12 protein-coding genes are annotated in these 13,712 nt (G+C 63.2%); 6 read left to right on the top strand and 6 right to left on the bottom strand.

From position 1 onward, the window contains the following. Window positions 1–10: 10 nt before the first annotated feature. Entirely contained in the window at window positions 11–961 is a 951-nt protein-coding gene (locus tag Q0877_RS01235; protein WP_299165193.1) for a heme o synthase, read from the bottom strand. Between the two features lie 437 nt (window positions 962–1,398). On the opposite strand from Q0877_RS01235, the gene tkt reads away from it, so the two are divergent. From tkt to pgl, 6 genes are read left to right on the top strand one after another with little or no spacing between them, the layout of a single operon-like run. After that, on the top strand, window positions 1,399–3,570 hold the full coding sequence (gene tkt / locus Q0877_RS01230; protein WP_299165263.1) for a transketolase: 2,172 nt from the start codon (window positions 1,399–1,401) through the stop codon (window positions 3,568–3,570). 49 nt (window positions 3,571–3,619) lie between these two features. Next, window positions 3,620–4,732 (top strand): transaldolase, encoded by a 1,113-nt coding sequence (tal, locus tag Q0877_RS01225; RefSeq protein WP_299165192.1) that lies wholly within the window; start codon window positions 3,620–3,622, stop codon window positions 4,730–4,732. A 6-nt stretch (window positions 4,733–4,738) separates the two neighbouring features. Next, window positions 4,739–6,376: a glucose-6-phosphate isomerase gene (locus Q0877_RS01220; RefSeq protein WP_299165191.1), complete on the top strand. Its 1,638-nt coding sequence runs from the start codon at window positions 4,739–4,741 to the stop codon at window positions 6,374–6,376. Beyond that, complete coding sequence (zwf, locus tag Q0877_RS01215; protein WP_299165190.1) at window positions 6,377–7,918, top strand: glucose-6-phosphate dehydrogenase; 1,542 nt, start codon at window positions 6,377–6,379, stop codon at window positions 7,916–7,918. Beyond that, complete coding sequence (locus tag Q0877_RS01210; protein ID WP_299165189.1) at window positions 7,915–8,856, top strand: glucose-6-phosphate dehydrogenase assembly protein OpcA; 942 nt, start codon at window positions 7,915–7,917, stop codon at window positions 8,854–8,856. Before zwf ends, Q0877_RS01210 begins: the two co-directional genes overlap by 4 nt. Continuing rightward, the gene (pgl, locus tag Q0877_RS01205) at window positions 8,846–9,655 is read left to right on the top strand and encodes a 6-phosphogluconolactonase (RefSeq protein ID WP_299165188.1); all 810 of its coding nucleotides are present in this window, start codon (window positions 8,846–8,848) and stop codon (window positions 9,653–9,655) included. The genes Q0877_RS01210 and pgl overlap by 11 nt, the downstream gene beginning before the upstream one ends. A gap of 9 nt (window positions 9,656–9,664) precedes the next feature. Here pgl and Q0877_RS01200 read toward each other — a convergent pair whose 3' ends face one another. From Q0877_RS01200 to gap, 5 genes are all read right to left on the bottom strand, one after another. After that, complete coding sequence (locus Q0877_RS01200; protein WP_299165186.1) at window positions 9,665–10,039, bottom strand: RNA polymerase-binding protein RbpA; 375 nt, start codon at window positions 10,037–10,039, stop codon at window positions 9,665–9,667. 135 nt (window positions 10,040–10,174) lie between these two features. Beyond that, window positions 10,175–10,426, bottom strand: a complete 252-nt coding sequence (secG, locus tag Q0877_RS01195; RefSeq protein WP_299165185.1) for a preprotein translocase subunit SecG — start codon at window positions 10,424–10,426, stop codon at window positions 10,175–10,177. 20 nt (window positions 10,427–10,446) lie between these two features. Then, complete coding sequence (gene tpiA, locus Q0877_RS01190; protein WP_299165183.1) at window positions 10,447–11,262, bottom strand: triose-phosphate isomerase; 816 nt, start codon at window positions 11,260–11,262, stop codon at window positions 10,447–10,449. A 35-nt stretch (window positions 11,263–11,297) separates the two neighbouring features. Next, window positions 11,298–12,545: a phosphoglycerate kinase gene (pgk, locus tag Q0877_RS01185; protein ID WP_299165182.1), complete on the bottom strand. Its 1,248-nt coding sequence runs from the start codon at window positions 12,543–12,545 to the stop codon at window positions 11,298–11,300. 7 nt (window positions 12,546–12,552) lie between these two features. After that, window positions 12,553–13,563 (bottom strand): type I glyceraldehyde-3-phosphate dehydrogenase, encoded by a 1,011-nt coding sequence (gene gap / locus Q0877_RS01180; protein WP_299165181.1) that lies wholly within the window; start codon window positions 13,561–13,563, stop codon window positions 12,553–12,555. Window positions 13,564–13,712: the final 149 nt, after the last annotated feature.

Below are 13,712 nucleotides of genomic sequence, written 5' to 3'. Positions count from 1 at the left end.
GTGCTGCTTGTCAGCCTGCAAAGATGGCCGCGCCCACGAACGGGTCAACGGCGAGAGCGAGGAACAGCACGGTCAGGTAGCTGATCGATCCATGGAAGACCTTCATGGCCCCCTTGCCTGTCACAGTGCCGGCACGGGCAGCGGCGTGCAGTTTGTGGGATTCCAGGATGAACCATCCGCCGCTGAGGAGTGCTGCGGCCGCGTAAACCCAACCGGCTCCGCCGACCGGGACGAGCAGGAGCGAACAGATCACGGTCGCCCAGGCATACAGAACGACCTGGACGGAGACTACGCCGGCGCCCGCAATTGCACCGAGCATGGGAACATTCGCTGCGTTATAGTCATCGCTGTATTTCATGGACAGCGGCCAGTAGTGAGGCGGTGTCCACAGGAAAATCACCAGGAAGAGAACGATTGCCGGCCACTCGACTGAGCCGGTTACCGCGGCCCAGGCGATGAGTACGGGCATGCAGCCCGCTGCACCGCCCCAGACGATGTTCTGAGCCGTCCGGCGCTTCAGGATAAGCGTGTAGATGACCACGTAGAAGAAGATGGCAGCGACTCCCAGCCACGCGGCGAGGGCATTGGTTCCCAACCACAGGATGGCTACCGCTGCCGCGCCGAGTGCCCAGGCAAAGATGAGGGCTTCCCGAGGCGTCACTTCACCCGTAACGAGCGGCCTGTTCACCGTGCGGTTCATGACCTTGTCAATGTCCCGGTCCAGGTAGCAGTTGAAGGCGCCGGCGCTTCCGGCGGCAAATGCTCCGCCGACCATGGTGGCGATGACCAGACCCAGAGACGGGAATCCGCCCTGCGCAAAAATCATGGTGGGAAGAGTTGTCACGAGCAGCAGTTCGATGACCCGGGGTTTGGTCAGCGCAAGGTACGCGCGGAGCTTGCGGGACACGCCACTGCCTGCCTGTTGCACGCTGGGCGCAACTGCCACCTGGTCGAAATTCACGAGGATGCTCTGCTTCTGAAGTGAGGATAAAGTCCATGGCCATCATACCCGGTTGCCCCCTCTGTTTTACAGCTCGTAGAAAAGGAGCGAGCGGTGTGCGGAGGAACAGCGGCGCCGTCGTTCGTGTCTTTGTGTGACCCTTCACAAATGGACGGCCCACGCGCATCTCGAGCCGAAAGGGCTAAGGTGGCATATATCGCCTGGATCACTCCCGTACGCCGGGACGCACGCCATTTCCTGAGGGAGTTTTTCCTTGGGAGAGCGTCGTCGCAACCCAGCGTACAAGGATCCGGTTTGGTCGAAACGCAGCAGTATTCAAGTTTTCAACGGTGAACGGCCGGCTGGCCGCGGGGATTTTCGCTTCCGTGGCGCAGTCCCACTCGGCGCCGCGGCGCTGGCCGTGACGTAAAGAGAGGGGCCCGGTGAACGTGCCACAGCTGGAAAAGCAGGACCTGGACTGGAACGAACTGGATGAGCGCGCGGTAGACGCAATCCGTGTACTCGCGGCGGATGCCGTCGAGAAGGTGGGAAACGGGCACCCGGGTACGGCAATGAGCCTTGCGCCGGCCGCCTACCTCCTGTTCCAGAAATTCATGCGGCATGATCCGAGCAACCCCGAGTGGACCGGTCGTGACCGCTTTGTGCTCTCTCCCGGGCACACTTCGCTCACCCTCTACATTCAGCTCTTCCTCTCCGGCTACGGACTCGAACTCGATGATCTGAAGGCGTTGCGCACCTGGGAATCGCGGACTCCCGGCCACCCCGAGTACCGCCACACCGCCGGGGTCGAAATCACCACAGGACCGCTTGGGCAGGGACTCGCTTCCTCCGTCGGTTTCGCCTACGCCCAGCGCCGCATGCGCGGGTTGCTTGACCCCGAAGCACCGGAGGGCGAGAGCCCGTTCGACCACACCATCTGGGTTATCGCCTCTGACGGTGACCTGCAGGAAGGCGTGACCTCCGAGGCCTCCTCCCTCGCCGGGCACCAGGAACTGGGCAACCTGGTCGTGATCTACGACGAGAACCACATCTCCATCGAGGACGACACCGACATCGCCTTCACTGAGGATGTCCTCGGACGGTACGCGGCCTACGGCTGGCACACCCAGCGCGTCGACTGGACCAAAACGGGAGAATACGTCGAGGATGTCGCTGAGCTGTACGGCGCACTCAAGGCGGCGAAGGCCGAGACGTCCCGTCCCTCGATCATCTCGCTGCGCACCATCATCGGCTGGCCTGCGCCCACCAAGCAGAACACCGGAAAAATCCACGGATCCGCGCTTGGCAAAGACGAAGTGGCAGCGCTCAAGTCCGCTCTCGGACTCGACCCTGAACAGCACTTCCAGATCGATGACGAGGTGCTGGCGCACGCCCGGAAAGTCGTGGACCGCGGACAGGAAGCCCGCGAGAGCTGGGAAGACACCTTCAGCGCATGGAAGGCCGCAAATCCCGACAGCGCGGCACTGCTCGAGCGGATCTCGGCCCGGGAGCTTCCTGAGGGCTGGGAAGCAAGCCTGCCAACGTTCGAGGCCGGCAAGGACATGTCCACCCGTGCCGCCTCGGGCAAGGTGCTGAGCGCTATTGGTCCAGTACTCCCCGAGCTGTGGGGCGGCTCCGCCGACCTGGCCGAATCGAACAACACCACCATCGAGGGATCACCGTCATTTGTCCCCGTGGGCAAGCAGACGGATGCATGGTCCGGAAACCCGTACGGCCGGGTTCTGCACTTCGGCATCCGCGAGCACGCCGCGGCCGCCATCGTCAACGGCATCGCGATGCACAGCAGCACGCGGGCGTTCTCAGGAACGTTCCTGATTTTCAGCGACTACCAGCGGCCCGCAATCCGCCTCGGCGCCCTTATGGGAGTCCCCGCAATCTACGTGTGGACCCACGACTCCATCGGTCTCGGTGAGGACGGTCCAACCCACCAGCCGGTCGAGCAGCTGGCGTCGCTGCGTGCCATCCCAGGGCTCGACGTCGTCCGCCCGGGCGACGCGAACGAGGTCGCCGTCGCCTGGCGCACCATCCTCGAAAACACCTCCAACCCGGCAGGTATCGTCCTCACCCGGCAGAACATCCCGACCTGGGAGCGCGGGGACGGCGAAGCGCACGGAGAAGTTTTCGCGTCAGCCGACGGTGTTGCAAAGGGGGCGTACGTACTTGCGGACGCACCCGACGGTGACCCGGAGGTCATCCTCATCGCCACCGGGTCCGAGCTCCAGCTCGCCGTCGAGGCCCGCGCCGAACTGCAGAAGGACGGCATCGCGGCCCGGGTTGTGTCCCTGCCCTGCCTTGAATGGTTCAACAAGCAGGATGAGTCGTACCGCGAATCGGTCCTCCCGTCGGGCATCCGCGCCCGTGTCTCAGTTGAGGCGGGCATTGCCCAGGGCTGGCGGGACCTGGTCGGCGATGCCGGCAGGTCCGTTTCGCTGGAGCATTTCGGTGCATCGGCCGATTACAAGACCCTCTTCCGCGAGTTCGGAATCACAACCGAAGCCGTTGTCGAGGCCGCCCGCGATTCGATCGCTGCCGCCGGCACACGGAACGCACCGGACGGCACTCCCGCAGCAGCGGGTGCTTCCGCTTCATCGACCGGTGACCAGCAGTAACAGGCCCGTTTCCATCACCGCATTCCACCTGGTTCAAGGAGAAAAACCCATGACTCCCACTCCCACCGCCGTCCTCTCAAGTGCCGGCGTGTCCATCTGGCTGGATGACCTCTCACGTGAGCGAATCAACTCCGGTGCCTTCAAACGGCTCATCGAGGAACTCAACGTCGTCGGCGTCACCACCAACCCGAGCATCTTCGCCGCTGCACTGAAGAAGGGCGAGTCCTACGCCGCGCAGGTCGGCGCACTTGCCAACGCCGGTGCCGACGTCGATCGAGCCGTTTTCGATATCACCACGCACGACGTCGCACAGGCCTGCGACATCTTCGCGGAAGAGGCCAAGCGGACAAACGGCGTCGACGGCCGTGTTTCAATCGAAGTTGACCCGCGTCTGGCGCGGGACACTGCTGGGACCATCGAGGAGGCGAAGCGACTCCACGCCAAGGTCCAGCGAACGAACGTTCTCATCAAGATCCCCGCAACGGTCGAGGGACTAGAGGCAATTTCAACCACGCTCGCTGCCGGAATCAGTGTGAACGTGACGTTGATCTTCTCGCTCGAGCGCTACCGCGAGGTCATCAACGCATTCATGGTCGGCCTCGAGCAGGCGAAGGAGAACGGACACGACCTCGCCACCATCCACTCGGTGGCATCGTTCTTTGTCTCCCGTGTGGATGCCGAGATTGACAAGCGCCTTGATGCTCTCGGTACCGAGGAAGCAGCGGCGCTGCGCGGCAAGGCAGGCCTAGCCAACGCCCGCCTCGCCTACCAGGTCTACGAGGAGGCCTTCGGTTCCGAGCGCTGGAAGGTTCTGGCGGCAGCAGGCGCGCGCCCGCAGCGCCCCCTCTGGGCCTCGACAGGGGTCAAGGACCCGGCATACCCGGACACGCTGTACGTCACGGGTTTGGTCGCTGAGGGCGTCGTCAACACCATGCCTGAGAAGACTCTCGAGGCGACCGCGGATCACGGCGACATCACCGGCGACACCGTCACCGGCACGTACGCCGATTCGAATGAGATTCTGGACCGCCTCGAGAACATCGGCATCTCCTACAAGGAGATCGTCGACCTGCTGGAAGAGGAAGGCCTGGACAAGTTCGTTGCAAGCTGGGGCGAGCTTCTCGAGACAGTCACTACGGCCCTCGACTCCGCAAAGGGCTAATCAATCATGGCTACCCTCTTTGTGAACGCGTCCGGGGCCGCCGCTGAAGCGATCGAGCGCGCTCTTCCGGAACTGGTGCAGGAGCGGGTTGCGTCGCGGATCGCGGCAAAGGACTCCACCTTGTGGGGACCCGACTCCGAATCCGAGGCAGCAGTCCGGCTGGGCTGGGTGGACCTGATCGATGCCTCCCGCTCCCTGCTTCCTGAAATCGACCGACTCCGGAACGATCTGCAGAGCGAAGGGGTGAATCGCATCGTCCTTTGCGGCATGGGCGGTTCCTCCCTCGCACCCGAGGTGATTACCCGGTCCGCAGGCGTCGAGTTGACCGTGCTTGATTCAACCGATCCGGCACAGGTTCGCGCGGCACTGACCGACCGCCTCGAGAGCACCGCGATAGTGGTCTCCTCGAAGTCGGGGTCGACGGTTGAAACCGACTCCCAGCGTCGGGTTTTCGAGCAGGCGTTCTCGGATGCCGGAGTGGATGCGAAGAGCCGCATCATCATCGTCACCGATCCGGATTCACCGCTTGATGAATCAGCACGCGCCGCCGGGTACCGTGCCGTGTTCAACGCTGACCCGCTTGTGGGCGGCAGATACTCCGGCCTCACGGCCTTCGGCCTGGTGCCGTCAGGTCTGGCGGGCGCGGACGTGGCTACCCTGCTCGATGACGCAGAGTCGATCTCGGAATTCCTGTTCGACGACGACGCCGGCAATGTGGGTCTGCGCCTCGGCGCAGTGCTCGGCGGGACCCTCCCGCTGCGCGACAAGATCGTCTTCGTTGACGAAGGGTCCGGGATAGTAGGTCTCGGTGACTGGGTTGAGCAGCTCATCGCGGAATCCACGGGCAAGCTCGGAACGGGAGTGTTGCCCGTCGTAGTGGAGGCGGAGGCTCCTGAGCTGTCCTCGGGCGCTCCGGATGTGCTTGCGGTACACCTCGTCTCCCCCGAATCCAACACCGAACCCACCGGGAACGCGATTACAGTCAGAGGCAGCCTTGGCAGCCAACTCCTGGCGTGGGAGTTCGCTACCGCCGTCGCCGGCCGGCTCCTGGGCATCAACCCGTTTGACCAGCCCGATGTCGAGGCGGCAAAGAAGGCAGCACGGGGGTTGCTTGACGCACAGCCCGAAGCGGCTGCTCCCAACTTCGTTGACGGTGCGGTTGAGGTGCGCGGAAGCGAAGCTCTGCTCGGCACAGCGGCTACCCTCGGCGAAGCGCTGGAATCGCTCTTCGGATCACTCGAACCGAACGGCTACCTCGCCGTGCAGGCTTACCTTGACCGGATCGCGGAGGCTCCACTGGCCGATATCCGCCCGGTTCTTGCAGGTATCACCGGGCGACCGGTGACTTTCGGGTGGGGTCCTCGTTTCCTGCACTCAACCGGGCAGTTCCATAAGGGCGGCACGCCGGTGGGCACGTATCTCCAGATCACCGGAGCTACGTCGGAGGATCTGGACATCCCTCAGCGTCCCTTCAGCTTCGGTGAGCTGATCGCGGCCCAGGCTGCGGGCGATGCTCAAGTACTGGCGGACGCCGGCCGGCCGGTCCTGCGTCTGCATTTGGCGGACCGTTCAGCGGGGATTCGCCAGCTTCGCGAAGTAATTGATCATTTGTCCGGCCGACCAGCTGAAAACGGAAACGGGTAGATGCCTGAGAACAGCACCAAATCAAGGAATCCGCTGCGGGATCCGCGGGACCGCCGGCTTAGCCGGATTGCCGGTCCCGCGTCCCTGGTCCTGTTCGGCGTAACCGGTGACCTCGCGCGCAAAAAGCTGATGCCCGCGGTCTACGACCTTGCAAACCGCGGGCTGCTGCCCCCAAGTTTCGCGCTGGTGGGCTTCGGTCGCCGCGACTGGACTGATGCGGACTTCGCGCAGGAGGTTCTCTCCTCGGTGAAGCAGTACGCGCGGACGCCGTTCGACGAGTCGGTCTGGGAACAGCTCTCGGAGGGTATCCGGTTCGTCCAGGGAAACTTCGACGACGACGATGCTTTTGTCCAGCTGAGGAAGACCGTCGAGGAACTCGATTCAACACGCGGAACCCGCGGGAACCACGCGTTCTATCTTTCCATCCCGCCGAAGGCGTTCGAGCTTGTGTGCCAAAAGCTCTCCGAGCACGGGCTGGCCCAGCCGGAGGAAGGCAAATGGCGCAGGGTAGTCATCGAGAAGCCCTTCGGTCACAACCTGGAATCCGCCCGTGAACTGAACGCGATTGTGGAACAGGTGTTTCCCCCGGACGCGGTATTCCGCATTGACCACTACCTCGGCAAGGAGACCGTCCAGAACATCCTTGCCCTCCGCTTCGCCAACCAGCTGTTCGAACCGCTCTGGAATGCCAACTATGTTGATCACGTCCAGATCACGATGGCGGAAGACATCGGAATCGGCGGCCGGGCCGGCTATTACGACGGCGTCGGTGCCGCACGCGACGTCATTCAGAATCACCTGCTCCAGTTGCTCGCGCTGACAGCGATGGAGGAGCCAATTTCCTTCAACGCGGAAGATCTGCGCGCAGAAAAGGAGAAGGTTCTGGCCGCGGTCAAACTGCCTGAGGATCTGTCCACCCACTCCGCGAGGGGGCAGTACGACGGCGGCTGGCAGGGGGGCGAGCTGGTCAATGCTTTCCTGGATGAGGACGGGATTCCGGCCGAGTCGATGACAGAGACCTATGCGGCAATCAGGCTGGACATCAATACCCGGCGCTGGAGCGGTGTTCCGTTCTATCTGCGGGCGGGAAAGCGATTGGGCCGCAGGGTGACGGAGATTGCCGTTGTCTTCAAGCGTGCACCCAACCTCCTGTTCCGCGATCATGACGAAGGCGATTTCGGACAGAATGCCGTGGTCATTCGCGTCCAGCCCGATGAGGGTGCCACCATCCGTTTCGGGTCCAAGGTGCCCGGGACACAGATGGAAGTGCGTGACGTGACCATGGACTTCGGTTACGGCCACTCCTTCACCGAATCCAGCCCTGAAGCCTATGAGCGCCTGATCCTCGACGTGCTGCTCGGAGAACCGCCGCTGTTCCCCCGCCACCAGGAGGTGGAGTTGTCGTGGAAGATTCTCGATCCGTTTGAGGAGTACTGGTCGACGCTCTCGTCAGCTCCTGAGAAGTACGTTCCCGGAAGCTGGGGTCCGGACTCCGCTGATGAATTGCTAGCCCGCGATGGAAGGACCTGGAGGCGGCCATGATCGTCGATCTTCCCGATACAACAACCTCCAAGGTTTCAAAAGAAATCATGACCATGCGGGACAAGGGCGGCGTAGTTGCCCTCGGCCGTGTGCTGACACTCGTGGTCATCACGCGTTCTGGCCATGAGGAGGAGACAATTCTCGCCGCGAATGAAGCGAGCCGGGAACATCCGTGCCGGATCATCGTGCTGGCCGAGGGCACGGACTCCCAGGAGACGCGCCTCGACGCCCAGATCCGCGTAGGTGGAGACGCAGGAGCATCCGAGGTGATCGTACTGAGGGGCTACGGTGAGCTGGCAGGGGAAAGCGAGTCCCTTGTGTCAGCGCTCCTGCTGCCGGATGCGCCGATCGTCGCCTGGTGGCCACGCGGGGTACCCGAAGCAGCCGCACAAACGTCAATCGGCAGCATTGCCCACCGCCGGATCACGGATTCTGCGAACGAGTCTGATCCGACGGCAGCCCTCTTCAACATCCGCCGCACCTACGAGGCCGGGGACACCGATCTCGCGTGGACCAGGCTGACGAACTGGCGCATCCAGCTGGCTGCCGTTCTGGAACAGCTGGACGGATCGCCCATCACTGCAGTGACAGTGGAGGGAGCCTCCGACTCCCCCAGCACGGTGCTGCTCGCCGCCTGGCTGACGTTAGCCCTCGACGCACCGGTCTCGATCGAGGCTGGAGAGCCGGGGACCGGTCTGCACCGTGTTGTGCTCTCCCGTCGCGCTGGCGACGTGGAGCTGAATCGTCCGCGGCGCTCCGTGGCAGAGCTGCACCAGCCGGACCAGCCGGTACAAAGGATTTCCCTCCCCCGGCGCAGCCTGCAAGACTGTCTCGCGGAAGAGCTGCGGCGCCTCGACCCCGACGACGTATTCGGGGAAGTCATCACCGAGGGGCTGGCCCGAACCAATTTGAGGAGCGTACGCACCAGTGAACACTGAACCGAAAGTCAGTATCCATCCTGACGCAGGACTCCTGGCGGCGTCAGTAGCAGCCAGGCTCATCACGCGCCTCGTGGATGTCCAGAATGAGCGCGGCACGGCGACAGTGGTTCTTACCGGTGGAACACTGGGTATCGGTGCGCTCCGTGCTGTCGCTGAATCCCCTGCGCTGTCCGCAGTTGACTGGTCGGCGGTAGATTTCTGGTGGGGCGACGAGCGGTTCCTGCCCGCAGGTCATGAAGAACGCAATGCCGTGCAGGCCCGCGGGGCCCTGCTCGACCAGATCGGAGTATCCGCCGAACGCGTGCATGAGTTCGGTACGTCGGATTCCTTCAGCAACCAGGACGACGCAGCAGCTGACTACGCGGTGCGCCTCCAGGAAGCAGCGGACAGGGAGGCGGCAGCAGGAACGGAGCTGCGGGATCCGCGTCTTCCGCAGTTTGACATACTCCTCCTCGGTGTCGGACCCGATGCGCATATAGCTTCGCTGTTTCCGGAGATGGCCGGAATCCGGACCAAGGGCCAGACTGTCGTCGGCGTCAGCGATGCCCCGAAGCCGCCGCCCGAGCGCGTGAGTCTCACGCTTGAAGCAATCAATTCCGCTGAGGAAGTCTGGCTGGGGGTCGCCGGCCAGGACAAGGCGGGCGCTGTCGGACTTGCACTCGCCGGCGCAGGCCCGGTACAGGTCCCGGCTGCGGGCGCGCGTGGCCGACGCAAGACGTTATGGCTGATTGACCAGGAAGCCGCGAGTCAGCTTCCCGGGCGTTTGATTGATACAGCCGAACCCGACGCCAGCTAAGGGCGACGGCTAGAGGGAGTGCCGCTGGCGCAGCTGCTCCAGCGCATTCTCCAATACCCTTGTCGCTTCTGCCTCAGTCCGCCGCTCTTTCACATACTGCAGGTGGCTCTTGAACGGTTCGTCGCCGTCTATAGCTAGATCCACTCCGGGTGACCTCCCGGCCGGCCTGCCGCAACGGCCGCACTCCCATACCTCGGGGATTTCAGACTCGGTGAGCTTTGCAAACGTCGGCCTGGTCTCGTGGCCGTCCAGGCACCAGTAGCTCACCACCGTTCGATCAACGGCGCCCTGTCTTCGTTCTGCATCAAGATGACGCCCGGATGCAGCCGGGCTGAAGCCCGAACCGATGCGTGACCCCTTAAAAGCGTGTCCCGCGTTCACCATGGATTGCTCCCATCAGTACCGCACACGACCTGCATTCGAGGTTCAGTGTACGCCCTGCAATGGTGGACGCGGGATAGCCTAAGCGATTCTGCGGTGCCTGTGCACCAAGGGCCCGGTGTGCCGGCGCCTGCTCTGCTAGGAGTCTCCGGCGAAGCGTTGAATCAGCCCGAGGGCGATGATGACAACGCCCCAGCAGAGACCCAGCGCCACCGTGAACCGGTTGAGGTTGCGCTCAGCAACTCCGGATGACCCCATGCTGGTTGTCATGCCGCCGCCGAACATGTCGGACATGCCACCGCCCCTGCCTTTGTGCAGCAGAATGAGCAATGTCAGCAGCAAGCTGGTGATGCCCAGCAGTACCAACAGGATGATACGGAGAATTTCCACGGTGACCTTTCAGCGTGACCTTAGTCGGTCACCAGATGGTGCTCGAACCTGACAATGTTAGCAAACTCATCGACATCAAGGCTCGCTCCGCCGACAAGCACGCCGTCGACGTCGCGTTCCTTGAGGATTGCGGCAGCGTTGGACGCCTTGACGGAACCCCCGTAGAGAAGCCGGGTTCCGGCAGCCACCGAATCGTCGAAAAGCACCGCCAGTTCCGCCCGGATCGCTGCGCACATTTCCTGCGCATCGTGCGGCCCTGCAACTTCACCGGTCCCGATGGCCCACACCGGCTCATAGGCGACCACCAAAGCGGCCGCCTGCTCGGTGTTGAGGCCGGCGACGTTGTCACGAAGCTGCCGGAGCGTGTGCTCCACATGTGTTCCAACCTGACGGACCTCGAGTCCCTCGCCCACGCACAGGACGGGAACGAGGTTGTGCCGGTAGGCCGCCTGAACCTTCCGGTTCAGGAGTTCATCCGACTCGCCGTGGATGGTTCGCCGCTCGGAATGACCTACGAGTACGTATGTACAGCCCAGCTTTCCCAAGAACTGTCCGGAGGTGTCACCGGTGTAGGCCCCGGAATCGAAAGGCGAGAGGTCCTGGCCGCCGTAAACGACATCGAGGTCGTCGCCCTTGACCAGCGTCTGCACTCCCCGGAGGTCGGTGAACGGTGGGAAAACCGCCACCTCCGCCCGTGAATAGTCGTGCTTGGCGTCCTCAAGGGTCCACGCGAGTTTCTGCAGCAGGGTGATGGCCTGGACATGGTCCAGGTTCATCTTCCAGTTGCCGGCGATGAGCGGACGACGGTCGTAGGTGCCGTTCGTCGATGAAGTCATGGGTTCTCCAGTTCTAGGGGTACTGCGTGTTGGTGTCAGCGCTGCAGCGCGGTCAAGCCTGGGAGTTCCTTGCCCTCAAGGTATTCCAGACTCGCGCCGCCGCCCGTGGAGATGTGGCTGAAACTCGATTCATCAAAACCGAGCCCGCGTACAGCCGCAGCGGAATCACCGCCGCCGACAACTGTGAGCGCCCCCGACGCTGTCGCATCGGCAAGCGCCTGCGCAACAGCCTTGGTACCGGCCGCAAAGGCGTCGAACTCGAACACCCCCATGGGTCCGTTCCAGAAGACCGTGCGAGCCTGCCCGATGTGGCGCGCAAACGCTTCGCCGGATTCAGGACCGATATCCAGTCCAAGTCCGGTAGCACCGTACTGACCGGATTCCATCGCATCAGCAGCAAGGGTTTCATGGCCGGCATCGGCCGCAAATTTGTCCGCAACCACGATGTCCGTGGGCAACACGAACTCAGTGCCGGCCTCCTTGGCGCGGCCGAGGTAGCCGCGGACCACGTCGAGCTGGTCTTCTTCAAGCAGGCTCGCACCGACTGAGTGGCCCTGGGCAGCCAGGAAGGTGAACACCATGCCGCCGCCGACCAGCAGCCGGTCAGCTGTGCCGATGAGGTTCTCAATGACTGCCAGCTTGTCGGAGACTTTTGAACCGCCCAGCACGACGACGAATGGCCGCTCCGGTTCAGTGGTGAGCCGCTGCAGCACGTCCACTTCAGCCTTCACGAGATCGCCCTGGTAGGCGGGCAGCAGCGAAGCCACATCGTAGACGCTTGCATGCTTCCGATGGACCGCGCCGAAAGCATCATCGACATATGCGCCGTTGCCGCCGGTGAGCTCCACGAGCTCATCGGCGAATGCAGCCCGTTCGGAATCATCCTTGCTGGTCTCTCGAGCATCGAATCGGACGTTCTGCAGAACGAGGACGCTCCCCTCGGAAAGGGCATCGGCACGCTCGCGGGCACTGGGGCCCGTGACGTCTTCAGCGAAGGTGACGCTGAAATCGGCCAGCTCGGCGAGCCTGTCCACGGCGGGCTTGAGCGAGTACTTCTCCTCGGGGGCACCCTTCGGGCGGCCGAGGTGAGCCATCACGATCACCGCAGCGCCGGCCTCGGTGAGCTTGCGCAGAACCGGCAGGGAAGCGCGAATACGACCGTCGTCGGTTACCCGCAGGTTGGGCAGATCGCCCTCGAGCGGCACGTTCAGGTCCGACCGGACCAGAACGCGCCGCCCGCGGACGCCGACGCTCAGCAGGTCATCCAGCGATGAGTAGCTCACAGTGTCCCTAGGAGAGCTTTGCCGCGACGATTTCGGTGAGATCAACGAGGCGGTTTGAGTAGCCCCACTCGTTGTCGTACCAGGCAACAACCTTGACCTGATTGCCGATCACCTTGGTCAGGCCGGAATCGAAGATTGACGATGCGGGGTCAGTGACGATGTCGGAGGAGACGATCGGCGCCTCCGTGTAGGTCAGGTAGCCCTTCAACGGTCCTTCAGCAGCGGCTGCCTTGTATGCAGCGTTGACCTCCTCGACGGAGACTTCGCGGCCTACGGTGACGGTGAGGTCAGTGGCGGAGCCGGTGGGGACAGGCACGCGGATGGCGTACCCGTCCAGCTTGCCCTTGAGCTCGGGAAGAACGAGGCCGATCGCCTTGGCAGCACCGGTCGAGGTCGGGACCATGTTGATCGCTGCTGCCCGCGCACGGCGGAGGTCCTTGTGCGGTCCGTCCTGAAGGTTCTGGTCCGCCGTGTAGGCGTGAATGGTCGTCATCAGACCGTGCTCGATGCCGAAGGTGTCATTGAGCACCTTCGCCAGCGGGCCAAGGCAGTTGGTGGTGCAGGACGCATTGGAGATGATGTGGTGATTCTCGGGATCATACTGGTCGTCATTGACACCCAGTACAACCGTAAGATCCTCGTCCGAAGCGGGGGCGGAAATGAGAACCTTCTTGGCTCCGGCGTCGATGTGCTTGCGGGCGTCGGAGGCCTTGGTGAAGAAACCGGTGGACTCAACCACGATGTCAACGCCGAGGTCTGCCCAGGGCAGGTTCGCCGGATCCCGCTCAGCGAGGACCTTGATGGTCTTGCCGTCAACGACGAGAGCGCCGTCGGCAACCTCTACGCTGACTCCGAGCCGGCCAGTGACGGAGTCGTACTTCAGCAGGTGGGCGAGCGTCTCCGGGCTGGTGAGGTCGTTGACGGCCACGATTTCGAGATCGGCGCCCTGCTCGAGAGCCGCGCGGAAGTAGTTGCGCCCAATGCGCCCGAAGCCGTTGATTCCTATACGGGTAGTCACTGTTTCTATCTCCTTGCTAGGGGTTGCTGCCGGCGGCTGTAGCCCAGGAGGTCAAACCTGCCCGGCGACTGAAATGTCTTGCACCGCACTGTGCGCGTTGTGAAATCGTTCGTTCCCGTGTACCGACCGCTCGGGGCTGGCCGCTGCAC

Origin of the sequence: uncultured Arthrobacter sp., assembly GCF_947495145.1 — a bacterium.
Classification (GTDB): Bacteria; Actinomycetota; Actinomycetes; order Actinomycetales; family Micrococcaceae; genus Arthrobacter_D.
Note: the sequence above shows the minus strand (reverse complement) of the source record. Positions and strands in the feature narration are given on the sequence as shown.